General features: G+C 74.0%; 23 protein-coding genes. 14 read left to right on the top strand and 9 right to left on the bottom strand.

The window, feature by feature from the left end; all coding sequences use genetic code 11:
• The first annotated feature begins 177 nt into the window (after positions 1-177).
• The 7 genes from CHC11_RS32855 (at position 178) to CHC11_RS32825 (ending at position 10994) form a co-directional block, all read left to right on the top strand.
• Positions 178-1500 carry a beta-ketoacyl-[acyl-carrier-protein] synthase family protein gene (locus CHC11_RS32855; RefSeq protein WP_218826349.1) on the top strand — a complete coding sequence of 441 codons (1323 nt, stop codon included), beginning with the start codon at positions 178-180 and terminating at the stop codon, positions 1498-1500.
• Positions 1497-2528 (top strand): beta-ketoacyl synthase N-terminal-like domain-containing protein, encoded by a 1032-nt coding sequence (locus tag CHC11_RS32850; protein WP_089315764.1) that lies wholly within the window; start codon positions 1497-1499, stop codon positions 2526-2528. Before CHC11_RS32855 ends, CHC11_RS32850 begins: the two co-directional genes overlap by 4 nt.
• On the top strand, positions 2525-4912 hold the full coding sequence (locus CHC11_RS32845; RefSeq protein ID WP_089315763.1) for a type I polyketide synthase: 2388 nt from the start codon (positions 2525-2527) through the stop codon (positions 4910-4912). Before CHC11_RS32850 ends, CHC11_RS32845 begins: the two co-directional genes overlap by 4 nt.
• Positions 4909-5613 carry a 3-oxoacyl-ACP reductase FabG gene (gene fabG / locus CHC11_RS32840; RefSeq protein ID WP_089315762.1) on the top strand — a complete coding sequence of 235 codons (705 nt, stop codon included), beginning with the start codon at positions 4909-4911 and terminating at the stop codon, positions 5611-5613. Before CHC11_RS32845 ends, fabG begins: the two co-directional genes overlap by 4 nt.
• 263 nt (positions 5614-5876) lie before the next feature.
• Positions 5877-7172: an MFS transporter gene (locus tag CHC11_RS32835; RefSeq protein ID WP_179279123.1), complete on the top strand. Its 1296-nt coding sequence runs from the start codon at positions 5877-5879 to the stop codon at positions 7170-7172.
• A gap of 46 nt (positions 7173-7218) precedes the next feature.
• Positions 7219-10272: an AfsR/SARP family transcriptional regulator gene (locus CHC11_RS32830; protein ID WP_089315760.1), complete on the top strand. Its 3054-nt coding sequence runs from the start codon at positions 7219-7221 to the stop codon at positions 10270-10272.
• A gap of 146 nt (positions 10273-10418) precedes the next feature.
• Positions 10419-10994 carry a helix-turn-helix transcriptional regulator gene (locus CHC11_RS32825; protein WP_089315759.1) on the top strand — a complete coding sequence of 192 codons (576 nt, stop codon included), beginning with the start codon at positions 10419-10421 and terminating at the stop codon, positions 10992-10994.
• A 33-nt stretch (positions 10995-11027) separates the two neighbouring features.
• Here the strand turns inward: CHC11_RS32825 and CHC11_RS32820 are convergent, their stop codons facing one another.
• Both CHC11_RS32820 and CHC11_RS32815 read right to left on the bottom strand, forming a co-directional pair.
• Positions 11028-11351, bottom strand: coding sequence for a histone-like nucleoid-structuring protein Lsr2 (locus CHC11_RS32820; protein WP_089315758.1), 324 nt, complete (start codon positions 11349-11351; stop codon positions 11028-11030).
• Between the two features lie 285 nt (positions 11352-11636).
• Positions 11637-12932, bottom strand: coding sequence for an FAD-binding oxidoreductase (locus CHC11_RS32815; protein ID WP_089315757.1), 1296 nt, complete (start codon positions 12930-12932; stop codon positions 11637-11639).
• An 80-nt stretch (positions 12933-13012) separates the two neighbouring features.
• Between CHC11_RS32815 and pdxR the strand changes: the two genes are divergently transcribed.
• Entirely contained in the window at positions 13013-14458 is a 1446-nt protein-coding gene (pdxR, locus tag CHC11_RS32810; protein WP_089315756.1) for a MocR-like pyridoxine biosynthesis transcription factor PdxR, read from the top strand.
• A gap of 459 nt (positions 14459-14917) precedes the next feature.
• A complete protein-coding gene (locus CHC11_RS32805) occupies positions 14918-15547 on the top strand; it encodes a TetR/AcrR family transcriptional regulator (RefSeq protein WP_179279122.1) in 630 nt (209 codons plus the stop codon).
• Positions 15548-15563: 16 nt separating this feature from the next.
• Here CHC11_RS32805 and paaE read toward each other — a convergent pair whose 3' ends face one another.
• From paaE to CHC11_RS32775, 6 genes are all read right to left on the bottom strand, one after another.
• Positions 15564-16622 carry a 1,2-phenylacetyl-CoA epoxidase subunit PaaE gene (gene paaE / locus CHC11_RS32800; protein ID WP_089315754.1) on the bottom strand — a complete coding sequence of 353 codons (1059 nt, stop codon included), beginning with the start codon at positions 16620-16622 and terminating at the stop codon, positions 15564-15566.
• Between the two features lie 2 nt (positions 16623-16624).
• A complete protein-coding gene (gene paaD, locus CHC11_RS32795) occupies positions 16625-17131 on the bottom strand; it encodes a 1,2-phenylacetyl-CoA epoxidase subunit PaaD (RefSeq protein WP_245920074.1) in 507 nt (168 codons plus the stop codon).
• A 5-nt stretch (positions 17132-17136) separates the two neighbouring features.
• Positions 17137-18054, bottom strand: a complete 918-nt coding sequence (paaC, locus tag CHC11_RS32790) for a 1,2-phenylacetyl-CoA epoxidase subunit PaaC (RefSeq protein ID WP_089315856.1) — start codon at positions 18052-18054, stop codon at positions 17137-17139.
• A gap of 8 nt (positions 18055-18062) precedes the next feature.
• Complete coding sequence (gene paaB / locus CHC11_RS32785) at positions 18063-18344, bottom strand: 1,2-phenylacetyl-CoA epoxidase subunit PaaB (RefSeq protein WP_089315753.1); 282 nt, start codon at positions 18342-18344, stop codon at positions 18063-18065.
• Positions 18341-19339 carry a 1,2-phenylacetyl-CoA epoxidase subunit PaaA gene (gene paaA, locus CHC11_RS32780; protein ID WP_089315752.1) on the bottom strand — a complete coding sequence of 333 codons (999 nt, stop codon included), beginning with the start codon at positions 19337-19339 and terminating at the stop codon, positions 18341-18343. Before paaA ends, paaB begins: the two co-directional genes overlap by 4 nt.
• 131 nt (positions 19340-19470) lie before the next feature.
• Positions 19471-19980 (bottom strand): Lrp/AsnC family transcriptional regulator, encoded by a 510-nt coding sequence (locus CHC11_RS32775; RefSeq protein ID WP_089315751.1) that lies wholly within the window; start codon positions 19978-19980, stop codon positions 19471-19473.
• Between the two features lie 120 nt (positions 19981-20100).
• On the opposite strand from CHC11_RS32775, the gene pdhA reads away from it, so the two are divergent.
• The 3 genes from pdhA to CHC11_RS32760 are packed head-to-tail and all read left to right on the top strand — an operon-like array spanning position 20101 to position 23583.
• Positions 20101-21207: a pyruvate dehydrogenase (acetyl-transferring) E1 component subunit alpha gene (pdhA, locus tag CHC11_RS32770; RefSeq protein ID WP_089315750.1), complete on the top strand. Its 1107-nt coding sequence runs from the start codon at positions 20101-20103 to the stop codon at positions 21205-21207.
• A 1-nt stretch (position 21208) separates the two neighbouring features.
• Positions 21209-22225: an alpha-ketoacid dehydrogenase subunit beta gene (locus tag CHC11_RS32765; RefSeq protein WP_089315749.1), complete on the top strand. Its 1017-nt coding sequence runs from the start codon at positions 21209-21211 to the stop codon at positions 22223-22225.
• Entirely contained in the window at positions 22222-23583 is a 1362-nt protein-coding gene (locus CHC11_RS32760) for a dihydrolipoamide acetyltransferase family protein (protein WP_089315748.1), read from the top strand. The genes CHC11_RS32765 and CHC11_RS32760 overlap by 4 nt, the downstream gene beginning before the upstream one ends.
• A gap of 57 nt (positions 23584-23640) precedes the next feature.
• Here the strand turns inward: CHC11_RS32760 and CHC11_RS32755 are convergent, their stop codons facing one another.
• The gene (locus CHC11_RS32755; protein ID WP_089315747.1) at positions 23641-24675 is read right to left on the bottom strand and encodes an SMP-30/gluconolactonase/LRE family protein; all 1035 of its coding nucleotides are present in this window, start codon (positions 24673-24675) and stop codon (positions 23641-23643) included.
• A 103-nt stretch (positions 24676-24778) separates the two neighbouring features.
• Between CHC11_RS32755 and CHC11_RS32750 the strand changes: the two genes are divergently transcribed.
• Complete coding sequence (locus tag CHC11_RS32750; RefSeq protein WP_179279121.1) at positions 24779-25231, top strand: MarR family winged helix-turn-helix transcriptional regulator; 453 nt, start codon at positions 24779-24781, stop codon at positions 25229-25231.
• A gap of 47 nt (positions 25232-25278) precedes the next feature.
• The gene (locus CHC11_RS32745) at positions 25279-25647 is read left to right on the top strand and encodes a PH domain-containing protein (protein ID WP_089315746.1); all 369 of its coding nucleotides are present in this window, start codon (positions 25279-25281) and stop codon (positions 25645-25647) included.
• Positions 25648-25661: the final 14 nt, after the last annotated feature.

The following is a 25661-nucleotide window of genomic DNA, read 5'->3' as shown; positions in this document are numbered from 1 at the left end:
GCGATCCGCTCGCGGACTGCCGATTCGGCCGCTCTTTCGCCGGTCCACGTCCGATTCCGGGCAGGTGCGTCGGACATACCAGGGCGGGCATGGCCATGCGCGCAGCACGATGGGGCGCGCGAACGGCCATTGAGCCGTTCGCCGGGGCACGAAATCCTCCCTTCGAGGTGAACCAATTTGGAAATATCCGCCGTTTCCCACGACCGTCCCCGTGCGCGAGGGCCGGCCGGTGATCCCCGGCCGCGGGTCGTCGTCACCGGGCTGGGCGTCATCTCCAGCATCGGGATCGGCCGCGAGGACTTCCTGACGGCGCTGCGCGCGGGAGCGTGCGGCGCGTCGCCGATCAGCGGCTTCGACACGACGGGCTTCCGGTACGCCCGCGCCTACGAGGTGCCCGGGTTCGACCCCGAGACCCTCCTGCGGCGGATCGAGCCGGGCCGGTTCGGGAAGGTCGGCGCCCAGGCGGCGGCCGCCGCGCGGATGGCGATGCGCGACGCGGGGCTCGACCCCGCGGCCGTCCGGGACGAACCCGGCGTCATCGCCGTCGGCACGACCTGCGGCGAGTCGCTCGACGTCGACGCGCTGGCCGCCGCCGAGGTCACCGGCGGCCTGCGGCGGCTGCCGGCGCCGCGGGCCCGGCGGGTGCACCCCGGCCGCCTGCCCGTCGCGGTGGCCGTCGAGCTCGGCCTCACCGACGTGGAGGCCGTCACGATCCCGACGGTGTGCGCCGCGGGCAACTACGCGGTCGGCCACGCGCTGGACGCCCTGCGCGGCGGCGAGGCCGAGTTCGCGGTCTGCGGCGGGGCCGACTCGGTGAGCCGGATGGCCTTCGCCGGCTTCTACCGGCTGCGGGCGTGGGCCCCGGAGAGGTGCAGCCCCTTCGACCTCGACCGGAACGGGTTCATGTTCGGCGAGGGCGCCGGAATGCTCGTCCTGGAGACCCTCGACCACGCGCGCCGGCGCGGCGCGACCGTCCTGGCCGAGGTCGCCGGCTTCGGGCTCAACTGCGACGCCGAGCACCCCACGAGGCCGCTGCGCGAGCGCGTCGCCGAGTGCCTGTCGGGCGCGCTGCGCGACGCGGGCGCGGCACCGTCGGAGGTGGACGTGGTGTTCGCGCACGGCACCGGCACGAAGATCAACGACGCGATGGAGTCGGCCGTGTTCGCGGACGTGTTCGGCGACGCGCCGCCGCCCGTCACGGCGCTCAAATCCATGATCGGCCACACCCAGGGCGCGGCCGGCGCGCACGCGTGCATCGCCGCGGTGCTCGGCATGGAGCACGGGTTCATCCCGCCCACCGTCAACTTCTCCACGCCCGACCCCGAGTGCCCCGTGGACTGCGTGACGGGCGCGCCCCGTCCCGCCCGGGTGCGCACGGCCGTGGTCAACTCGCTCGGCGTCGGCGGCAACAACGCCGCGGTCGTGCTGCGCCACGCCGGGGCCCTCGCGGGCGGGCCGTCCGCCGAACAGGGGACCGCCGCGAAGGAGGGGGCCGCGTGAGCACCGTCATCTCGGCGATGGCACTGATGTCGCCCGCGGGCGTGGGCGCCGGCCCGTTCGCCGAGGCGATCCGGGCCGGCGACCGGCTTCCCGGCGGCGCGGTCGAGGACTTCCGCACCGAGGCCCCCGACCCCTCCGCGCGTCCCGTCCGGCTGGTCGACCGCCCCTCCGCGATGGCGCTCGCCGCGATCGGGGACCTCCTCGGCCCGGACGTCCTCGCCGGATGGCCGCCCCACCGCCGGGCGCTCGTGCTCGGCAGCGGCGCCGCCGGGATCGACCAGTCGATGACGCTCACCCGGGACTCGCTGACCCGCCCCCGCCCCGACAACGTCAACCCGGCGCTCGTCCCGGCGTGCGTGATGAACTACGCCAGCGCGCAGGCCGCGATGGCGTTCGACCTGCGGGGACCGAACGCGACCGTCACGGCCGGCGCCGCGACCGGCCTCGCCGCGCTGCGGTACGCGCGGCGGCTGCTCGCCTCCGGCCGGGCCGACGCCGTGGTGTGCGGCGCCTACGAGGACCTGAACGAGCGGCGCGCGGCGATCGCCGCGGCCGCCGGGCGCGAGACCCGGGCCGCCGAAGGCTGCGGCGTGTTCCTCGTCGAGCCCGGGGACCGGGCGCGGCGCCACGGCCGGCCGGTGCTCGCGGAGATCCTCGCGCTGGAGAGCCGCGTCTTCGACGAGCCCCGCCACGCCCCCGCCGCGCTGGACGCCGCCGTGCGCAGGGCGCTGCGCACCGGCGGCGCGGGCCCCGAGAACGTCGGCCTCCTCGTGCCCTCCGGGCAGGAGGACGCCGGCCTGCGCCTTCCGGCGCACACCGTCCTGCGGCCCTCGGAGATCGTCGGTGACGCCTTCGGCGCCGCCGCCGCGCTCCAGGTCGCCGCCGCGATCGCGGTCCGCGACGCGAGCCGGGAGCGAGCCTCCCTCGACCCCGCCGGTGGTCTCGCACTGATCACCACCATCGACACCGACGGGCACGCCGCGTGCTGCTTGCTGCGGACCGGCGGCCGAGGAGGACCAGGAACATGACGGACATCGCCATCGTCGGCATCGACTGCCGCTTCCCCAAGGCGCCCGATCCGGCGGCCCTGTGGGATCTGCTGATGCGCGGCGACGAGGGGATCGTCGAGGTGCCCAAGTCCCGCTGGAACGCCGACGTCTACTACGACCCGGACGGGGGCGTCGGCAAGACCAACACCCGCTACGCCGGCTTCGTCGACGACGCCGACGCGTTCGACCACGAGTTCTTCGGGTTCTCCAAAGAGGAGGCCGAGGTCGCCGACCCGCAGGTGCGGCTGCTGCTGCAGACCGCATGGCGCGCCCTGGAGGACGCGACCATCGACCCGCGCTCGCTGGCGGGCAGCAGGACCGGCGTCTACGTCGGGATCATGGGCTCGGAGTGGATGAGCCTGCTGATGACCAACTTCACCAGCATCACCGGCCACGTGGGCTCCGGGAACGGCTACGCGATGGCCGCCAACCGCATCTCCTACCATCTCGACCTGCGGGGCCCGAGCATGGCCGTCGACACGGCGTGCTCGTCCTCCCTGGTCGCGACCGAGGAGGCCTGCCACGCGCTGCGGGCCGGCATCTGCGACCAGGCGCTGGTCGGGTCGGTGAACATGTTCATCACCCCCTCGTCCAGCATCTACTTCGCCCAGGCCAAGGTGGCCTCCCCGGACGGCCGCTGCAAGCCGTTCAGCTCCAGGGCCGACGGCTTCGGCCGCGCCGAGGGCGTCGCCGCGCTCGTCCTGCGCCGCCTGGACGACGCCCTCGCCGACGGCCTGCCCGTCTACGCGGTCATCAAGGGCGGCGCGGTCAACCACGGCGGCCGCAGCACGACGGTCACCGCGCCCAACCCGCACGCCCAGCAGGCCGTGATGGTCGAGGCCTACAAGCGCGCGGGGGTCCGGCCGGAGGACATCGCCTACGTGGAGACGCACGGCACGGGAACGCTGCTGGGCGACCGGCTGGAGGCCCGCGCCCTCGGCAAGGTGCACGGCGTCCCCCGGGAGCGGCCGTGCGCGATCGGGTCCGTCAAGGGCAACATCGGGCACGCCGAGGGGGCGGCGGGCATGGCCGGGCTGATCAAGACCACGCTGGCGCTGCACCACCGCGTGGTCCCGCTGAGCCGGTTCTCCGACAGCGAGAACCCGCGGCTGAAACTGGCGGCGAACGGGCTCCGGCTCGTCAAGGAGCCGCTGCCGCTGCCGGACGGCGAGGTCCTCGCCGGGGTCAGCGGCTTCGGCCTCGGCGGCACCAACGCCCACATCGTGCTCGGCACCGCCCCGGAGGCCGCCGGGGGGCCGGGCGCGGCGCCCCCGGGCCGCGCGCGCGGCGGGATCCTGACGGTGTCGGCGCGCGACACCGAGGGCCTGCGCGGCGCGGTCCGCCGGCTGGCCGAGGACGTCGCGGCCGCGCCCGCCGGACGGCTCGGGCAGCTCTGCTGGACGTCCAACAAGGTCAAGGCGTCGGGGCCGGTCCGGTTCGCCCTCCCGGCGGCCGACCAGGCCGCCGCCGTGGCGGCGTTGCTGGAGGCCGCCGCGGACGACCGCCGGCTCGCCGCCCTGTCCGGGACTGCCGGAGCGCGGCCGAAGACGGGATGGGTGATCTCGGGCGGCTCCGCCTTGCCCGCCGGCATCCCGGCGCGGCCGCCCGAGGGGGTCCCGGCCTACCGGCGCGCGCTCGACGCCGCGGACGCGGCGCTCCGGCCCCTCCTCGGCTGGTCCGTGCGGGAGGCCCTGCTGACCGGCGCGGAGCCGCCCGCCGCGGAACCGGTCGCCTTCGCCGTCGCCTACGCCGCCGGGCGGACGCTGGCCGACGTCGGGATCAAGCCTGCGTGGACGGTCGGCGAGGGGGTCGGCGAGTACGCGGCGGCGGTCCTGTCCGGCGTGTTCGCCCTGGCGGACGCGTGCCGGCTCGTCGCCGCGCACGGCGCGGCCGAGCCGCCGGCACCGGCCGCCGCGGACCTCGTCTGCCGGCCGCCGGCGGCCCCGCTCTACTCGGCCCGCCGCGGCGGGCGGCTCGACGACGAAGTGCTGGACGCCGCGTTCTGGACGGAGCGTCCAGGCGGCGCCCCGCGGTTCGACGAGGCGCTCCGTGCGGCCCGGGAGTCCGAACCCGTCCGGCTGATCGAGGTCATGGGCGAGCGCACGGACGGCCTCCGCCTGCTCCCCGGCGGGACCGGCGGCGACGCCTTGGCCGGGATCGTCGCGGGCCTCTACCGGGACGGCCTGAACCCCGACTGGGACGAGCTCTACGAGCCGGGCGAGCGGGTCCGGCGCCGCCTCACCCCCTACGCGTTCGCCACCACCGGGCGCTTCTGGTGGAACCACCCGATCGACGGGGGCGGGGACCTCGCCGCCTCCGTGGCCGAGCCGGCCGGACCGACCCTTGCTGGAGGGGACTCATGACCCGTTCCGTACTCGTCACCGGCGGGAACCGCGGCCTCGGCCTCGCGATCGCCCGCGCGTTCGCCGCCGCCGGCGACGCGGTCGCGGTGACCCACCGCGGATCCGGCGCCCCGGACGGGCTGCTCGGCGTCAAGTGCGACGTCACCGACTCCGACCAGGTCGCCCGCGCCTTCGAGGAGATCAAGGAGGCGCACGGGCCGGTCGAGGTCCTGGTCTCCAACGCAGGGATCACCGACGACGCGCTGCTGCTGCGCATGCGGGAGGAGTCGTTCACCCGCGTGATCGACACCAATCTGACCGGGGCGTACCGGGTGGCCAAGGCCGCGGTCTCGGACATGATCCGCGGACGGCGCGGACGGATGATCTTCATTTCCTCGGTGGCCGGGACCAAGGGCGTGCCCGGCCAGGCCAACTACGCCGCCAGCAAGGCGGGCCTGATCGGGCTCGCCCGGGCCCTGGCCCGGGAGCTGGCCGCCCGCGGCATCACCTCGAACGTGATCGCGCCCGGACTGCTGGACACCGACATGACCAGCGAGCTCACCGACCGCCACAAGCAGCAGATCCTCGACGAGGTCCCGCTCGGGCGCACCGCCACGCTCGACGAGATCGCGGCCGCCGCGGTCTGGCTCGCCTCCGAGGGCGCCGCGTCGGTGACCGGCCAGGTGATCACCATCGACGGGGGAGGCAGCCTGGGGCACTGACACGGGCGGGACGGATCAGGCGGGGCCGTGAAGACCGGACGCGGCCCCGCCGGGGCGGGGCACCGCCGGCCGGGACACGTTGGTCCAAGCGAAACTGACAGTTGGTTGACAGTCCAACGATCCATTGGTCATGATGTTCACCGGACTCCTTTATTGGCCCCGCATATGATCAAGAGACGTCCGAGCACGAATGACGAACGCTCCCAATCAGCGCGTTCGAGCTCCTGTTACCAGACGACGCGATGCGAGGGCTGTCATCTCAAATGGAGATCTCCTATAAAGAAGGATCCGCCCCTCCCCGCCCGGCCCCGACACCCACCGTCCCCCGCCACTGGATCGTCGCCTATTTCCTGGCGACGCTCGCCATGTGGACCGGCCTGCTCGCGGCGGCGCAGATCCTGCTGCCCGCCCAGTTGGCGGCGCTCGACCCGGCCCGCCAGGTCTGGGACCTCGGCCTGATCACCGCCCTCGGCGCGGGCGCCGCCATCGTCTCCTCCCCCGTCGCCGGATCCCTGTCGGACCGCACGGCCTCGCGCTTCGGGCGGCGGCGGCCCTGGGTGCTCGCCTCCGCCCTGGTCTGCTCCGCGGCCCTGGTCGCGCTGCCGCTCCAGACATCGGTCGCCGGTGTCGGCGTCTGCTGGGTCCTCGTGCACGGCGCCGCCAACGCCATGGGCGCGGCCCTGTGCGCCGCGATCCCCGACCGCGTCCCGGTGGCCCGGCGCGGCCTGGTCTCCGGCATCGCAGGACTCGCGATGCCGGTCGGGCTGGTCGTCGGGACGATGCTCGTCGCGACGATCCCCACCTGGGCCGGATACGCGCTGATGGGCGGGCTGACGCTCTTACTGGTCCTCCCGTACTCCATGCTCGAAGAGCACGCGCCGCTCCGTTCGCCCGGCCTCGGCGGCCCGCCGGACGGACCCGCCCTCCCGGTCTCCGGAGCGCGCGCCCCGCGCCGGTCGCCCAAGGCATTCATAACCGACCTGTACGTCAGCCCGCGTCGCCACCCCGACTTCGCCTGGACGCTGTCAGGGCGGTTCTTCGCCCAGCTGTCGATCTCCCTCGCCACGCTGTACCTGCTCTACTTCCTGCGCGACGAGGTGCGCGTGGACGACCCCGCCGGGAGCGTGGCGGTGCTCAGCCTGCTCTACACCGCGGGGGTGGTCGTCGCGAGCGTCCTCGCGGGGCGCCGCTCCGACCGCACCGGCCGGCGCAAACCGTTCGTCATCGTCGCCTCGCTCCTCATGGCCGGCTCGCTGACCTGCATGGCGCTGCTCCCCCTCTGGCCCGTCACGCTGGTGTCGGCGGCCGTTCTCGGCGCCGGGCACGGCGTCTACCTGGCCATCGACCAGGCGCTCGTCACCGAGGTGCTGCCCCTGGAACGGGACCGTGCCAAGGACCTCGGCCTGATCAACGCGGCGGGCAGCGGCGCGGTCGCCGTCGCCCCGCTCGTGGCCGCCGGGACGCTGCTGCTGGGCGGCTTCTCCGCGCTCTTCACGGCCGGCGCCTGCCTCGCGGTCGCCGGCGGCCTGGCCATCCAGCCGGTCAGGTCCGTCCGCTGACCTCGTCCGCCGAGACCGCTCACCCATCGAGGGCAGGTGGCCCATCTTGGAACCGAGAGAGGACGCGAGCCGCCCGGCGCCCGCGCGGGCTCCGGCCTTCCGGGTGCTGGGCCGGCTTTCGGTGAGCGCCGGGGGGACCGAGGTGCCGCCGCCGAGGTCCCACGTCCTGCAGGGGCTGCTCGGCGCGCTGCTGCTGGCCCAGGGCGAGCCCCTGCGGACCGAGAGGCTCACGCGGCTGGTGTGGGCCGACCGCGCCGAGATGACGAGCCGGGAGTCGGTGCACGTCGGGATCTCCCGGCTGCGCAAGTGGCTCAGGCAGCTCGGCGACGGCGCGCCGTCGATCGACTACGAGGACGGCTACCGCCTGGCGGTCCCCGGCGACGACCTGGACCTGCACCGCTTCCGGGCGCTGATCGAACGGGCCCGCGCGGTGCAGGAGCCGGAGCCGCGCGCCGCCGTGCTCGTGTCCGCCCTGCGGCTGCGGCGCGGGCCCGTCCTCGCCGGGATGGAGTACCTGGACCGCGCCGACGTCCTGCTGCGCTCGGTCGAGCAGCACATGCGCGAGGCGGTGATGGACCTGGCGACCGCCGCCCAGCGCGTCGAGGACCCCGAGCCCGCGATCGCCGCCGTGCGCGCCCTGGCCGGCGACCTGCCCTTCGACGAGCCGCTGCACGCGGCGCTCATCGACCTGCTCGCCGCCGGCGGGCAGCCCGCCGAGGCGCTGAACGTCTACCGGCGGCTCGGCGAACGGCTCGCCGACGAGCTCGGCGTCGAGCCGAGCAGCCAGGTGCAGGACGCCTACCTGCGCGTCCTCGACCGCGACCGGCCGTTCGCCGCCGCGCCGGAGCCGGCGGCCGGCCCCCGCGCCGTCGTCCCGGTCCCGGCGCAGCTGCCGCCGGGCATCCCCGACTTCACCGGCCGCCTCGACGAGGCGGCGCTCATCGCCGGCAGCCTGATGAACCCGGTGAACGGGCGGGCGCGGACGGTGGCGGTCACCACGGTCGCGGGCATGGGCGGCATCGGCAAGACGGCCCTCGCCGTGCACGTGGCGCACCTGCTGGCCGACGCGTTCCCCGACGGCCAGCTCTACGCGAACCTGGACGGCGACGCCGACGCCCGGCCCGAGCCCTCGGAGGTCCTCGACCGGTTCCTGCGCGCGCTCGGGGTGAGCGGCTCGGGCGTCCCGCCGGCGCCGGCGGAGCGCGCGGCCCTGTTCCGCAGCCGGGTCGCCGGGCGCAGGGTGCTGGTCGTCCTCGACGGCGCCCTGAACGAGGAGCAGGTGCGGCCCCTGTTGCCGGGCTCGCCCGGCACGGCCGTGCTCGTCACCAGCCGCAACCGCCTCACCGGGCTGGAGGGCGCGACGCTGCTGGACCTGGAGGTCCTGTCGCCGCCGCAGGCCGTCGACCTGCTCACCCGCGTCATCGGCCCGCGCCGCGTCGCGGCCGAGCCCGAGGGCGCGATGGAGATCGTGCGGCTGTGCGGGCACATCCCGCTGGCCGTCCGGATCGCCGCGGGGCGGCTGGCCGGCCGCCCGAACTGGACCCTGGCCCACCTCGCCGAGGTGCTGCGGGACGAGCGCGGCCGGCTGGACGAGCTGGCGGTCGGCGACCTGGCGGTCCGGGCGAGCTTCCGGATGAGCTACCGGCCGCTGCCGCCCGCGACCCGGCGGGCGTTCCGGATGATCGGCCTGCTGGACGCGCCGGACTTCTCCCTGTGGACGGTCGCCGCGCTCCTCGGCGTCCCGCTGAACGAGGCCCGCCCGCACCTGGAGAGGCTGATCGACGCCCAGCTCGTGAACGTGGTCGGCACCGACGCCACCGGCGGACTACGGCACCGCATGCACGAGCTGATCCGGCTGTACGCGCGCGAGTGCGCGGAGGCGGAGGACGCGCCCCGCCAGCGCACCGCCGCCCTCGCCCGGGCGCTCGGGGCCTGGCTGTGGCTCGCCGAGAACGCCGCCGAGCGCATCCCCGGCCCCGCCTACGCCTCCATGCACGGCACCGCGCCGCGCTGGCCCCTCTCCCCCGCCACCGCCGCGCGCCTGCTCGCCGACCCGCTGCAGTGGTTCGCCGCCGAGCTGCCCGCGCTGACGGCGGCGGCCCGGCAGGCGTGCGACCTGAAACTCGACGAGCTGGCCTGGGACCTCGCCGCCTCCCTGGAGAAGTTCTGCGACATCAGGGGGGCCTACGACGACTGGAGGCACACCAACGAGCGGGCGCTGCGGCTCTGCCGGGCGGCGCGGAACAAGCGGGGCGAGGCCGTCCTGCTGCGGGGCCTCCTGGAGGTGATCACCTGGACGTCGGAGGGCCGGACCAAGCCCGCGATGGTGGTGATGCGGGAGACGGCGGAACGGCTGCTGCGGCTGTTCACCGAGCTGGGCGACGAGCGCGGGATGGCGGACGCCCTCATCCAGATCAGCTGGGGCCTGGTGGCCCAGGGGGCCAAGGAGGAGGCCCTGGCCACGGCGGCGCGCGCCCTGCGGCTCGCCGAGCCGTCCGGCTACCTGGGCGGGCAGGCGCGGGCGCTGCAGATCCAGGCGGTGGCGCACGGCGAGGAGGACCCGCTCCGGGCCGTGTCCTGCCTGGAGCGCGCCCTGGAGATCGCCGAGCGGCTCGGCAACGTCCGGCTCAAGGCCACGGTCGTCCAGTTCCTCGGGGTGGGCCACGCCTTCGCGGGCGACCTCGGCACCGGGCAGGACATGCTCAACAGGTCGATCACGATGGCCCGCGAGCTGGACGACCGGTACCTCGAGACGTTCTCCCTCATCTACCTCGCGAAGCTCTTCACCGCGATCGGGGACGAGCGGGCCAGGGCCACCGCGGACCTCGCGCTCGCCTACAGCCGGGCGGGCAACTTCGGGCACCACCTCGCCGAGGCCCTCGCCATCCTCGGCGAGCTGAACCTGGCCGCGGGCGACATCACCGCCGCCGTCGGCTGCCTGGAGGAGTCCGTGGACGTCTGGCGCACCCGCGGCTGGCTCCCGTTCCTCGCGCGGACGCTGCACCGGCTGGGCGACGCCTACGCCGCGGCGGGCGACCACGACGCCGCCGCGGCCGCGCGGGCCGAGGCGGACGACCTGACGGGGAAGATTTCCCAGTAAACAAGTAGACAATAACGAAAAATACACCGCGGCGCCGGTTAGCGTCCGGTAAGGGCCGCGGTTATAGCGTCAGAAGCGCATTGCACCCCCCGCCCGCTGGCAATGCCGAAGTTGGTGATACGCACACCGATCGAACGAGGGTACGCATGCACCTTTCGGTTCATGATCAAAAGCAGGTCACCGGTCTGCTCGCGACGGCCCGGCACGAGATCCTCTCGCTCGTCCCGGCGTGGCCGGCCCCGCTGCGCAACGCCTATCTGCGCCGCCGCACCACGGCCCGCCCCCGCTCCCGCATCGTCGTCTCCCGCTCCTGCCGCCTCCAGGCGGCCTCCGGGCAGGGACCGTCCGAGATCCGGCTCGGCGGCGCCCTGCCGGCCTTCTTACTCGTGGTGGACCGCCGGGCCGCCCTGGTCAGGGGCAACGGTCCCCACCTCGCCCCAGCGGTCGTCCAGCCCGCCGAGATCGACCGGCTGGTCGCCATCTTCGAGAGCCACTGGGAGAAGGCGTACCCCATCGCCCCCGTCCCGGCGCGGCCGATGAGCGAACTCCAGCTCAACATCCTGCGCAAACTGGCCGTGGGCATGACCGACCAGGCGGCCGCCAACGCTCTGAAGATCTCGTCGCGCACCGTCCAGCGCCAGGTGCACGACGTGATGGAGCAACTCGGGGCCCGCAGCCGCCTGGAACTGGGCATCTGCCTGGCCGCCACCGACCTGGTCTGACCCGGCACCCCCGGCGCCTCCCTGAGCGCCGGGTCAGTGCGCCGCCTCGAACTTCTGGATCACATCGGCGGGAATGCGCCCGCGGTCGTTGACGGGAATTCCCGCCGACCTCGCCCACCGCCGGATCTCGGCGCTGCGCTCGCGGCTGCCCGCCGTGCGCGCGGCGCTCCTCGCCGCGACGCGGCGCGCCTTGCGGCCGTGCTCCCGGTAAGGCTCGATGACCTTGCGCAGTTTGGCCGCGTTCTTCTTGTTCAGGTCGATCTCATAGGCCCTGCCGTCGAGCGAGAACGACACGGTTTCCACCGCCTCCCCGCCGCTGATGTCGTCGACCAGGCGAATCTTGACCTGCTGCGCCATGAATTGCCTTCCCCCTCGTTCAGTGACGAATGACGGTCCCGTGTTCATCCTAGGCCGCCGGGGAACAGGCCAGGTCATCGAAACCGCACCGGCCATGGCCGCGTCCGGGCAAGGCACCGCCCCCATGTCCCGGTATAAAGGCAGCAGACCGGCGCGGACACACTGCTCCCGCAATTGGAACCCTGTCTTGGCGAATCTATTGCTTTTTCTCCTCCTTCGGGCGCTGAGCGCCCTGGTGTGTTTATCGCAGTGCCCTCCTCCTTCGGGCGGCCCTGGCTGCGGGTTTCAGGGGTTCACGGGGAAGTTGCTGCGGATGGTGTTGTGCGGGTCGTGGCGGGCCTTGGTTCGGCGGAGGCGGGTCAGCGCCTCGGGGGCGAAGGCGTTCGCGACGGTCTCCTCGGGGTTGAGGAGCGTGAGGGGCTTGCGTCCGCTAATGCGCAGCGCGTCGGCGAGCGCGGCTTGTCTGCCCTGGACCGCCTCTGCGGTCTCCGGGTCGGCCGGGATGCCGAACATATACAGCGCATAGGGCTCGACGAGCGGGCCGTGCGGGCTGTCGGAGGGCCGGTCGAACGCACCCTGCAGATGCCGGATCTGCACGCTCAGCAATGGGGCGATGGGGTCGGCCAGGAGCGCCTTGACCGCGCCGTCGTCCAGTTCCGTGAGCAGTTCGGCACGCGATCGGCCGGCGCCGGGGTCGGTGGGTTCGGCCGTGATGCCGCCCAACTCGGAGACCGCCATGGTCGCCCTGCCGTCGGACAGCGGCCGGGCGAGCCGGTCCAGGGGACGCAGCAGGTCGCGCGCCTCGTCCGCCGGGCCGAGGTGGGTGACGTCCACGGCGACCATCGGATCGGCGCCGGGGAAGTGCAGCAGGTCCAGCCAGACCGTCAGCTCGTCCGGGGCGGCGGCGGTGATCTGCCGGTAGGCGTCCATCACCTCGGGCGCGTGCACGGCCGGCCACAGCATCCGGCCGCCGTACAGGTGCGGCGCCGGATGCAGCGCCAGGTCGAGGGACGTCACGACGGCGATGTCGCCGCCCCCGCCGCGCAGTGCCCAGAACAGGTCGGGGTCGGTGTCCGCGGTGACGCGCCGGCGGCGGCCCTCGGCGTCGACGACCTCGAAGGCGGTGACGCTGTCGGCGACCCAGCCGTGGGCGCGGCCGAACCAGCTCAGCCCGCCGCCGAGGGCGACCCCGGCGACGCTGACCACGGGAGAGCTCCCGGGCAGCCCGGTCAGGCCGTGCGGCGCGGCCGCCGCCTGGAGCCGTCCCGAGGCGACGCCCGCGCCGACCCGGGCGCGGCGGCCCGCGGGGTCGATCTCCAGGCCGTCCAGATTCCGGGTGCGCAGCAGGATCGCGCCCCCGGTGCGGCCGGTGGCGCCGTGCCCGTTGGGCTGCGTGGCGATGGCCGTCCCGGCGGAACGGGCGTACCGGACGAGCGCGGCGACGTCATCGGCGTCGGCGGCCTCGACCACGGCCTCGACCGGCTGCTCCACGGCCAGGTTCCAGGGACGCCGGGCGGCGTCGAAACCGGCGTCGCCGGGCAGCAGGACCCGGCCGCGGACGGCAGCGCGCAAGTCGTTCATCGTTCCTCCGAAGTAGCAGGTCGATCAGGCTCTGCACCACAATCTAGAAGGAAAGAAGACCGGCGATAGGGTGCAATCTCGTGACGGAAGACTGGGTCAATCTGGCGGAAGGGCTCGGAGCCGACCTCCACCTGGACCTGCCGGGCGGCGGCGGGCGCCGGGCGGCCCTGACCCGCGCGCTGCGCGCGGCGGTCCGCTCCGGGCGGCTCGCCCCCGGCACCCGGCTGCCGCCCTACCGATCGCTGGCCGCCGACCTGGGCCTGGCCCGCAACACCGTCGCCGACGCCTACGCCGAACTCGTCGCGGAGGGCTGGCTGACCGCCCGCCAGGGCTCCGGGACGACGGTGGCGCTCGGCGCGCATCCGCCCCCGGCACGTCCCGCGCCGCGCCCCGGTGCGGACCGTCCACCCGAACCGGTGCACGACCTGCGGCAGGGCCAGCCGGACGCCGCGTCCTTCCCGCGCGCCGCCTGGCTGGCGTCGGCGCGCCGCGCGGTCACCGCGGCGCCGAACGAGGCCTTCGGCCCCGGCGACCCGCGCGGGCGCCCCGAACTGCGCCGCGCACTCGCCGCGTACCTGGCCCGCACGCGCGGCGTGCGGACCGACGCCGACCACATCGTGGTCTGCTCCGGCTTCGCGCACGCCCTGCGCCTGCTGTTCGGCGGCGGGGTGCTGCCAGGCCCGCTGGCGGTGGAAGAGTACGGACTGCCCTTCCACCGGGCCCTGCTCAAGCAGACCGGTACGCGCACCCGCCCGCTCACCGTCGACGGCGACGGAGCCCGGATCGACGAACTCACCGACGCCGAGCGCACCGTACTCCTGACACCCGCGCACCAGTTCCCCACAGGCGGGCCGCTCCATTCGCGCAGGCGCACGGCAGTAGCGGAGTGGGCGGCCTCGTCGGATGGGCTCATTCTCGAAGACGACTACGACGGCGAATTCCGCTACGACCGCCAGCCGGTCGGCGCGGTGCAGGGCCTGGCGCCCGACCGGGTCCTGTACATCGGGTCGGTCAGCAAGAGCCTGTCCCCCGCCATCCGGCTCGGCTGGATGATCCTGCCCGACCGCCTGGTGGACGACGTCCTCAAGGCCAAGGGCGAGCGCGAGGCGTGGGCGGGCGTGCTCGACCAGCTGACCCTGGCCGACTTCCTCGACTCCGGCTCCTACGACCGCCACGTCCGCCGCATGCGCCAGCGCTACCGCACCCGCCGCGACCGCTTCGTCACCGCCCTGGCCGAGCACGCGCCCCACGTCCACGCGACGGGGATCGCCGCCGGCCTGCACGCCGTCCTGCGCCTGCCGCCCGGCACCGAACCCGCCGCCCTGCGAGCCGCGGCCCGCGCCGGAGTGGCGGTCGACGCCCTGTCGACGTTCCGCCACCCCGCCGCCCGCCTCCCGCCCGAGGACGGGGTGGTGGTCGGCTACGCGACACCCCCTGACCATGCCTTCGGGGCAGCGCTCCGAGCCCTCGTGGGGGTCCTCCGGCAGCCCGAGGTCAGCCGCCGAAGAGGGGCGGGATCGCCCTGACCGTCTCCACCAAGCCGTCACGTGGTGCCGCTCCGCCACGAGACCAACCCCAGCGCCACCCGCACACCGTCACCCACTACCGCAACGACCTCGGCCCGTACCGCAACCATGCGACGACCCCAAGGTCGCGATCGCGTCCGAAGGCAGATTCGAGCTTGCGAGAATCTGATCGCGCAGCGAGCCGCCAGGCGAGACGGAGCGATGCCAGCGATCGCAAGCAGTACTCGACGATGGAAGGGCCGCCAAGGCCCGAAGGAGGAGAGCACTGCAATAAACACAGAGCGATACCCGCACACCGTCACCCACTACCGCAACGACCTCGGCCCGTACCGCAACCATGCGACGACCCCAAGGTCGCGATCGCGTCCGAAGGCAGATTCGAGCTTGCGAGAATCTGATCGCGCAGCGAGCCGCCAGGCGAGACGGAGCGATGCCAGCGATCGCCCGCTTTTATCGACGATGGAGGGCCGCCAGGCCCGAAGGAGGAGAAAAAAGCAAATGAAAAGAGGCCGTCCGGGGTACGACCAGGCGACTGTGTTGCGCCGGGCCATCGAGCTCTTCAATCGGAAGGGCTACGAGGGGACCAGTATGGGGGACCTCGCGGAGGAGCTCGGGTTCAGCAAGTCGGCGATCTACCATCATGTGCCGGGCAAGACGCATCTGCTGGCGCTGGCGCTCGACGAGGCGCTCGACGAGCTGACGGCGGTGATCCGCGAGGCGCAGGACGAGTCGGGGGGCGGCGCGTACGAGCGGCTGCGGTCGGTGGTGCGGGAGAGCGTCCGGGTGCTGGTGGCGCACCAGCCCGCGGTGACGCTGCTGCTGCGGGTGCGCGGTAACAGCGAGGTGGAGCTGGCGGCGCTGCGGCGGCGCCGGTGGATCGACGCGCGGCTGGCGGAGCTGGTGCGGGCGGCGGCCGCGGAGGGGGCGGTGCGCGGCGACGTGCCGCCGGAGCTGGTGAGCCGGCTCCTGTTCGGGATGGTCAACTCGCTGGTCGAATGGTACCGGCCGGGCGGCGAGGTGAGCGCGGACGCCCTGTCGGACGCCATCACCGCGATCGCGTTCGACGGTCTGGCGGCGCCGCCGTCCTGAGCCGGGCGGGCGCGGTTCAGGAGTCGTAGTCGACGGTGACGGCGGCGCTGACCGGGTGGGACTGGCAGGTGAGCACGAACCCGGCGGCGACCTCGGCGGGTTCCAGGGCGTAGTTGCGGACCATGTCGACCTCGCCCTCGGTGACCCGGGCGCGGCAGGTGCCGCAGACGCCGCCCTTGCAGGCGAACGGCAGGTCGGCGCGGGTGGCCTGGGCGGCGTCGAGGATGCGCTGGTCGCGCGGCATCGGCGCGGTGCTCGACCGGCCGTCCAGCACGACGGTGACCTCGCTGGTCTCGCCGGTGACGGCGGGGCCGTCGCGCCGCACCTCGGGGGGCGGCTCGTCGACGTAGAACAGCTCGACGTGCACCTTCTCGCGCGGGACGCCGAATTCGGCGAGGACGTCGCGGGCGCCGGTGACCATGGGCAGCGGGCCGCACAGCCAGACGTGGTCGACGTCGTCGACGGGGGTCACGGCGCTCAGCAGGCGGCGCAGGCGGCCGGCGTCGAGGCGGCCGGAGAACAGCTCGACGTCGCGGGGTTCGCGGCTCAGCACGTGGACGAGCTGGAACCGGGGGCCGTAGCGGTTCTTCAGGTCGCCGAGCTCCTCGGCGAACATCACCGTCCCGCTGGTGCGGTTGCCGTACAGCAGCCGCACGTGGGTGTCCGGGTTTGCGAGCACGGTGGCGGCGATGGAGATCATCGGGGTGATGCCGGAGCCCGCCGCGATCAGCAGGTGCCGGCCGGGTTCGGCGGGGTCGGCCCGCAGGCTGCCGGACGGGACCTGGACGTCGATCTCGGTGCCCGGGCGGACCTCCCGGACGAGCCAGGAGGAGAACAGGCCCTCGGGGATCTCGCGGACGCCGATCCGGGGCCGGGCGCCCGCCGGCGCGCAGATCGAGTAGGACCGGCGGTGCTCCCGTCCGTCGATCACCTTGCGCAGCGTGAGGCTCTGGCCGGCCGCGAACGCGTAGTCGCGGGCGAGTTCGGGCGGGACGTCGAAGGTCACCGCCGCTGAGTCGTCGGTCAGCCGGTCGACCGCGGCGACCTTCAGTGGGTGGAACGTCGCAGGCGCCACCGCTAGATCTCCTTCACGTGCTCGAACGGCTCAAGGCAGCCGGTGCAGCGGTACAGCGCCTTGCAGGAGGTGGAGCCGAACTCCGAGGTCAGCTCGACCGAGGCCGACCCGCACCGCGGGCAGCGCAGTCTCCGGCGGGTCGGCGCCAGGGTGAGCGCGACGGGCCCGGAGGGCGCCGGCGCCGGGCCGGGCGGCGAGATCCCGGCGGCGGCGAGGGCCGCCCGGCCCCGCTCGCTGATCCAGTCGCTGGACCAGGGCGGGGAGAGCTCGATCTCGACGCGCACGTCGGCGTATCCGGCGTCGGTGAGCCGGTGGACCAGGTCGTCGCGCATCGTGGCGAGCGCGGGGCAGCCCGAGTACGTCGGGGTGATGGCGACGGTGACGGCGGAGCCGTGCTCCTCGACGCGGCGCAGCACGCCGAGGTCCTCCAGGGTCAGCATCGGCATCTCCGGGTCCCGGACGGACGCGGCGACGGCGCGGGCCGTGCCGATGTACGCGGTGCCGGGCACGGCGGTCACCACCGTCCCAGCGGGTGGGCTCGGGCGACGACCTGCATCTCGGCCAGCATCCGGCTCAGCGCCTCGGTGTGGACGCCGTCGCGTCCGGCGCGCCCGCCGAGCAGCCCGGTCTGCGGCACGCCGGGCCGCTCGACGCCGCTCGCGGTGAAGACCTGCGCGAGCACGGCGTCGGCGTCGGCGGCGGTGGAGGCCGGGTCCACGGCGACGCCCGCGTCGGCGAGCGCCCGCTCCACCGGGTGGGTGCGGAACAGCTCGTCGTGGTGGCGCCACACCTCGTCGAGCCCGGCGAGGACGCGGCGCCGCGACTCCTCGGTGCCCTGGGCGAGGGTGAGGAACCACCGGCCCGCGAAGTCGCGGTGGTAGGCCAGTTCCTTGGCCCCCTTGGCCGCGACGGCGGCGAGGACGGCGTCGCGGCTGCCGGTGAGCCGCTCGAACAGCGCCAGCCGGGCGGTCGCGAACACGAGGACGCGGGCCATGGTGTGCCCGAAGTCGCCGTTCGGCAGTTCGGCGAGGCGCACGTTGCGGTAGGCGCCGGCGTCCCGGAAGAACGCCAGCGCGTCCTCGGCCGGGACCGGCGAGCCCTCCGGCAGCGCCGGGACGACCGACGGGTCGGCGGTGGCCGCGCGGGCGAGCAGCAGCCGCGCCTGGCCGAGCAGGTCCAGCGCGATGTTGGCGAGGGCGATGTCCTCTTCGAGGTCGGGCGCGTTGCTGCACCACTCGGACAGCCGGTGCGACAGGACGAGGGCGTCGTCGGCGAGCATCAGGCAGTACGTCGCGAGCGCGTGCGGGTCGACGCCGTCGGGGACGGTCGTGTCGACGCCGGCCAGTGGGTCCTCGAAGTCGGTCCCGAACGCCCACTGGGAGCTGTCGCCGTCCAGAAGCCCGTCGTACACCGAGCCGTGCTGAGAGTCCATGGCGGCCTTCACATGTGGGGGACGTTCTCGGGGATCTCGTAGAACGTCGGGTGCCGGTACACCTTGTCGCCGCTGGGGGCGAACAGCGGGTCCTTCTCGTCCGGGCTGGAGGCGGTGATCGCGTCCGACCGCACCACCCAGATGCTGACGCCCTCGTTGCGGCGCGTGTAGACGTCGCGCGCGTGCCGGACGGCCATCTCGTCGTCGGGGGCGTGCAGCGACCCGACGTGCACGTGGTTGAGGCCGCGCTTGCCGCGCACGAACACCTCGTAGAGCGGCCACTCGCTCATTTCCCGGCTCCTTCCCCGCGCCCGGCTTCCCCGCGCCCGGCTTCCCCACTCCGGGCCGCCTGCCTGCGCGCGAAGGCGGTCGCGGCCTCGCGGACCCAGGCGCCGTCCTCGTGGGCCCGGCGGCGGTGCGCCAGCCGCTGGGCGTTGCAGGGGCCCTCGCCCTTGATGACGGCCGAGAGCTCCGACCAGTCCGGCTCGCCGAAGTCGTGGGCCCCGCGTTCCTCGTTCCAGCGCAGGTCCGGGTCCGGGAGCGTGACGCCGAGGGCCTCGGCCTGCGGGACGGTCATGTCGACGAAGCGCTGGCGCAGCTCGTCGTTGCCGTTGCGTTTGATGCCCCACGCCATGGACCGCTCGGAGTTCGGCGAGTTCGCGTCGGGCGGGCCGAACATCATCAGCGAGGGCCACCAGAACCGGTCCACCGACTCCTGGACCATCCGGCGCTGCTCGGCGGTGCCGCGCATCATCGTCATCAGCAGCTCGTAGCCCTGCCGCTGGTGGAAGGACTCCTCCTTGCAGATGCGGATCATCGCGCGGCCGTAGGGGCCGTAGGACGTCCGGCACAGCGGGACCTGGTTGCAGATCGCCGCGCCGTCCACCAGCCATCCGATCGTGCCGACGTCGGCGTAGGAGAGCGTGGGGTAGTTGAAGATCGAGGAGTACTTCTGCCGTCCGGTGAGGAGCATGTCGGTCAGCTCGGCGCGGGACACGCCGAGGGTCTCGCACGCCGAGTACAGGTACAGGCCGTGCCCGGCCTCGTCCTGGACCTTGGCCAGCAGGATCGACTTTCGGCGCAGCGAGGGGGCGCGGGTGATCCAGTTGCCCTCCGGCTGCATCCCGATGATCTCCGAGTGCGCGTGCTGGGCGATCTGGCGGACCAGGGTCCTGCGGTAGGCCTCGGGCATCCAGTCGCGCGGCTCGATCCGGTCGTTGCGCGCGATCGTCGCCTCGAACTGCTCGGCGGGCGCCGGCTGGGGCGCGGCCTGCGGCGTCGTCATGGGCTCCTCCCGCTGGGGACCCGGTCGAACTCGGCCTATTTACTGACCGAGCGGTCTGTATTCCAGAGTGACATAGGCCGCGCGCGCGTGCAAGAAGGGCGGAACGCCCTGGCCGCGGGCGCATGGACGCCTCAGTCGCCCCAGGCCTCCCACTGCGCTCCCCTGCCCCGCGCCTCGTCGAAGACCAGCCAGGTGCGGGTCGCCCGGACGCCGGGGATGTCCTGGATGCGCTCCAGCACCACGTGCCGGAGCGCCTCGTTGTCCGGGGCCCTGACCAGGGCCAGGACGTCGTAGTCGCCGCCGACCATCGCGAAGTGCTCGACGTAGGGGGTGTCCTGGAGCCGGGCGGAGACCGAGCGCCAGGAGTTCTGCTCGATCGTGACCGAGACGTACGCGCTGGTGCCGAGGCCGGCCTTGTGCGGGGCGAGCTCGGCGGTGAAGCCGGTGATGACGCCCTCGTCCAGCAGGCGGGTGAGCCGCGCGTAGGCGTTGGCGCGCGAGACGTGCACGCGCTCGGCCAGCGCCCGCACCGAGAGCCGGCCGTCGCGCAGCAGCTCGGCGATGATCGCGCGGTCCACGGCGTCCAGCCGTGCGGCAGAACGTCCGGGCCGGACGCCCTCAGTGTCCACGTCAGATGACATTTGGTGCCCCCATAGCCACTGAACGAGCCATTTGTCGCTCATTGTGCCCGATGTCTTGAGCAGATCGTCGTCCGAGCGGACGATCGAACCGACAACCGTCCACGGGAAGGGAGCGGCGCCATGTCCGTGCGGACACCTCGTCAGGAGGTCGAGGGCCTTCTCCCCTCCGCCGTCCCGGTGCGCTTCGTCGCCGAGGACGGGACGGACGCCGGCCGGCCGGCCGGATACCGCGCTCCGGAGGACGGGGCGCTGGTCGAGGCGTACCGCCGGATGGTGCTGGGCCGCCGGTTCGACCGGCAGGCCACCGCGCTGACCAAGCAGGGCCGGCTGGCCGTCTACCCGTCCAGCCGCGGGCAGGAGGCCTGCCAGATCGCCGGGGTGCTCGCGCTGCGCGAGGACGACTGGCTGTTCCCGACGTACCGCGACTCGGTGGCGCTGGTCGCCCGCGGCATGGACCCCGTCGAGGTGCTCACGCTGCTGCGCGGCGGCTGGCACTGCGGCTACGACCCGGCGGCCACGCGCGTGGCGCCGCAGTGCACCCCGCTGGCCACCCAGACGATCCACGCCGTGGGCATGGCCGACGCCCTGCGCCGCAAGGGCGAGGACGGCGTGGTGATGGCGTTCGTCGGCGACGGCGGGACCAGCGAGGGCGACTTCCATGAGGCGCTCAACTACGCCGGGGTCCTGCGCGCACCCGTGGTCTTCTTCGTCCAGAACAACAAGTACGCGATCTCGGTGCCGCTGGCCAAGCAGACCGCCGCGCCCGCGCTGGCCTACAAGGGGATCGGCTACGGCGTCCGGTCCGAGCAGGTCGACGGCAACGACCTCGTCGCGGTGCTGTCGGTCCTGACCGCCGCCGCCGAGCACGCCCGCTCCGGGAACGGCCCGTTCCTGGTCGAGGCGCACACCTACCGCATGGACTCCCACACCAACGCCGACGACGCCTCGCGGTACCGCGCGGACGAGGAGGTCGCGCGGTGGGAGGCGGCCGACCCCCTCGCACGGCTGGAGACCCACCTGCGGGCGCGGGGCCTGCTCTCGGAGGAGGACGTCGCGTCGGCGCGGGAGGCCGCCGAGGAGTACGCGGCCCGGCTGCGCGACCGGATGGCCGCCGACCCGGAGGCCGACCCGTTCGAGCTGTTCGACCACGTCTTCGCCGAACCCACGCCCCAGCTGCGCGAGCAGCGCGCCCTGCTGGCGTCCGAGATGCTTGCCGGGGAGGACTGACATGCCCGCGACGACGATGGCGCAGGCGCTGAACGCCGCGCTCCGGGACGCGCTGGCCGAGGACGATCGGGTGCTGGTCTTCGGCGAGGACGTGGGGCCGCTCGGCGGGGTCTTCCGCATCACCGACGGCCTGACCCGGGACTTCGGCGAGGACCGCTGCTTCGACACCCCGCTGGCCGAGTCGGGGATCGTCGGCCTGGCCGTGGGCATGGCGATGGGCGGCTTCCGTCCCGTGGTGGAGATGCAGTTCGACGCCTTCGCCTACCCGGCCTTCGAGCAGATCGCCTCGCACGTGGCCAAGTTCCGCAACCGCACCCGCGGCCGCCTGTCGCTGCCGATGGTGATCCGCATCCCCTACGCGGGAGGGATCGGCGGCGTCGAGCACCACTGCGACTCCAGCGAGGCGTACTACGCCCACACGCCGGGCCTGAAGGTCGTCACGCCCGCCACCGCCGACGACGCCTACTGGCTGCTGCGCGACGCCGTCACCGACCCGGACCCGGTCATCTTCATGGAGCCGAAGCGGCTGTACTGGGCCAAGGGCGACATCACCCGCGAGAACCGGCGCGCCGCCGGGTTCGGGCGGGCCGTGGTGCGCCGCGAGGGGCGGGACGCGACGCTGGTCGCCTACGGGCCGAGCGTTCCGGTGGCGCTGGAGGCCGCCGAGGCCGCCGCGCGGGAGGGACGCGACCTGGAGGTCGTGGACCTGCGCACCATCGTCCCGTTCGACGACGGGACCGTCGCCGCCTCGGTGCGCAGGACGGGCCGGTGCGTGGTCGTCCAGGAGGCCCAGGGCTTCGCCGGGGTGGGCGCGGAGATCGCGGCCCGCGTGCAGGAGCGCTGCTTCCACTCGCTGGCCGCGCCGGTGCTGCGGGTCTCCGGGTTCGACATCCCCTACCCGCCGCCGAAGCTGGAGCACTCGCACCTGCCGGACGCCGACCGCGTCCTGGACGCCGTCGACCGGCTCCAGTTCGACGACGTCCCCGACGTCCTGCACCTGGACAGGGAGGCGTCGTGACCGCCGCCGCCCCGCAGGTGTTCCGGCTGCCCGACCTCGGCGAGGGCCTGACCGAGGCCGAGATCGTCCAATGGAAGGTCGCCGCGGGCGACACCGTCGAGGTCGACCAGGTCGTGGTGGAGGTCGAGACCGCCAAGGCGGCGGTGGAGGTGCCCGTCCCCTACGCGGGGACCGTCCTGAGGCTGCACGCGGAGGCGGGCGCGATCCTCGCGGTCGGCGAGCCGCTCATCGAGGTCGGCCCCGCCGGCGCCGAGGCCGGGCCCGCACGCGTCGCGGACGTGCACCGGGACGCGGCCCGCTACCGCGAGGAGGAGCAGGCCGGATCCGGCAACGTCCTGATCGGCTACGGCACCGGGCACGGGCCGGGCCGGCGCGGACGCCGCCGCGCGGGCGGCCCGAAGGCCCCGGCGGCGGCCCCCGTCGCGGTGGCCCCCGTCGCGGTGACTCCCGCTCCGGCGCCCCGCCGCGCGGACGCCCCCCGCGTGATCTCCCCGCTCGTCCGCAGGATGGCGCGCGAGCACGGCCTCGACCTCGCCGCCGTCGCCCCCACCGGGCCGCGCGGCGTGATCCTTCGGCGGGACGTCGAACAGGCCGTCGCCACGGCGGGCACGGCCGCCGAGACGGCCGCCGCAAAGGCCGCCGAGGCGCCGGCGCCGGCCCGTCCGACGCCCGAGCGGATCCCGCTGCGCGGGCTGCGCCGGGCGGTGGCCGACAAGCTCACCCGCAGCCGCGCCGAGATCCCGGACGCGACGACCTGGGTGGACGCCGACGCGACCGCCCTGGTCGAGGCCAGGGACGCGCTGCGGCGGTCCCGCCCCGAACTCGGCGTCGGCCTGCTGGCCCTGCTGGCCCGCATCTGCGTGGCCGCTCTGCGGGAGTTCCCCGAGCTGAACTCCTCGGTCGACGCCGACCGGCAGGAGATCGTCCGGTACGGGCACGTCAACCTCGGTTTCGCCGCGCAGACCGACCGCGGCCTGGTCGTGCCGGTGGTGCGGGACGCGCACCTGATGACGACCGCGCAGATCGCCGCGGAGCTGGCCCGGCTCACCGGGCTCGCGCGCTCGGGCGGGCTGCCGCCGGAGGCGCTGACGGGCGGCACGTTCACCCTCAACAACTACGGCGTGTTCGGCGTGGACGGGTCCACCCCGATCATCAACCACCCCGAGGCGGCGCTGCTCGGCGTCGGCCGGATCATCGACCGCCCCTGGGTGGTGGACGGCGCGGTCGTGCCGCGCAGGATGACCCAGCTCTCCCTGACGTTCGACCACCGGGTCTGCGACGGCGGCGCGGCGGGCGGGTTCCTGCGCTTCGTGGCCGACTGCGTGGAGAACCCCGCCGTGCTGATCACGAACCTGTGACGGCGGGCGGCGGACGCCGGCGGACGGCCTCGATCCGCGCGGCGTCCGGTCCCGCGGTCAAAGGCCCCGGACGGCGGCGACGGTGAAGGGGATCTGCGGGGTGCCGTCGCCGAGCGGGCCGCCCTTGTCGAACTGCGAACGGACCACGTAGAGCGTCCCGTGGCGGCGGACGAGCGTCGTCGGCACCTGGAGGGACGGGTCCGCCAACGTGCGCTCGAGGCGGGCCCGCGTCCCGTCGGGTGCGACACGCCAGCGGGTGAGGACGTTGTCGACGTTGTCGGCCGTCCACAGGCGCCCGTCCTGGAGTTCGAGGCCGTCCGCGTTGTGCACGTCGCCGCCGCTCAGAGCGACCTTGCGGACGGCGCCGGTCGCGAGGTCCAGCCGGTAGAGGTCGCCGCCCAGCATGTCGTCGGTCAGCAGGAAGCGCCCGGTGGGGTCGGCGACGATCCCGTTCAGGGTGAAGTCGGTCGGCTTGTGCGGTTCGAGGACGTCGCCCAGGTCGAACCGGGGTGACAACGTGCCGGTCCCGCCCCGGGCCGCGTCCAGATCGCGCGGCGTGACCCGGTAGACGACGGCGCGGGAGCTGTCGGTCAGGTAGACGCCGCCGTCGGGTGCGACGGCGAGGTCGTTGACGAACCGGGCGCCGTCGCCGGGGACGACGAACCGCGCCAGCAGGGCGCGGCTCCGGGCGTCGTAGACCGCGACGCCGGACGAGGAGTCGACCACCCACAGCCGTCCGGCCCGGTCGGCCTTCAGCCCGTTGGCGGTGTGGCGGCCGTCGGCGCCCGCGGGCAGGAACACCTCGGCCGTGCGGTGGCCCGGACGCATGCGGTAGACCGTGCCGTCCTCGAAGGACCCGGCGTACATCGTGCCGGTGCGCGGGTCCGCGGCGATGCCCTCGGGGTACACGCGGTCGCCCGGCAGGACGAAGGCCGTGGAGATCCGCGGCGCGGCCGCCGTGGCCGCGCCGGCCTGCGGGGCGGCGCCTGCGGGCGGGCCGGCCGCCGTGGACGCGGGCGCGGCGGAGACGGTGAGAGCGGCGACGGCGAGACCCGCCACGGCCGCCGCGGTGGAGCGCTGGATGCGCGACATGACATCTCCGTTCGAGTTACATCATTAGTACGCACACATACGATAGTTAGAACCCTAATGCTCGTCAACAGTCATCTCCTCCAGGGCTCGATACCATGCGGTCATGACCTCGTTGCCCGCCCAGGAGCGGCTCGGCTCGCACCTCAAGCGCGCCGAGCAGGCGCTCAACGGCGCCAAGCAGGCGGCGCTGAAGCCGAGCGGGCTGACGGTGCCGCAGTACGCCGCCCTGCTCCACCTCGACGACAACCCGGGCATGTCGGCCGCCGCGCTGGCCCGGGCGTGCGCGGTCACCCCGCCGACGATGAACACCGTCCTGAAGAACCTCCAGGAGCGCGGGCTGATCGAGCGCACCCCGCACGAGTGGCACCGCAACATCCTGGAGACGCGGCTCACCGCCGAGGGCGCGGCCGTCCTGGAGAGCGCCGACGCCCGCGCGGTCAAGGTCGAGCGCGGGCTCGCGGCCGAGTTCACCGACGCCGAGCGGCAGGCGCTGGTCGATCTGCTCGGCCGGTGCGTCGGCTTCCTGGAAGCCGCCCGGTCCGCGCCCGGCGGCTGAGACACTCCCTACGGAACGGGACGAACGCCGCGAGCACCGGAGGAGCCATGGGCGACGGGGTCCAGCACGACAGGTCGGGCCAGCTCAAGCAGATCGAGAGCGGTCTGCTGCCCGGCGAGCAGATCATCGCCGTCTACGACGCGGTCGGCGCCGGCACCGGGTTCATCGGGCTCACCGACCGCAGGGTGATCATCCAGGACCGCAGCTTCGCCGGCAAGAAGTTCGCGATCACCAGCGTGCCCTACTCCCGGGTCACCTCGGTGAGCGTGGTCAGCAACAAGTCGTGGGCCGGGTCCTACTTCTCCACCGGCTCGATCGCGATCAACGTCGGCACGCACACCTACGAGGTCGAGTTCCGCGGCGCCGACAAGAGCCACCACGTGCACAACGTGATCCTGCAGTACATCTCCGGCTGACCGGCGCCCCGGCC

The organism is Actinomadura mexicana, assembly GCF_900188105.1.
In the GTDB taxonomy this organism is placed as follows: Bacteria; Actinomycetota; Actinomycetes; order Streptosporangiales; family Streptosporangiaceae; genus Spirillospora; species Spirillospora mexicana.
The sequence above is the reverse complement of the archived record's forward strand: the minus strand, read 5'-3'. Positions and strand labels throughout refer to the sequence as shown.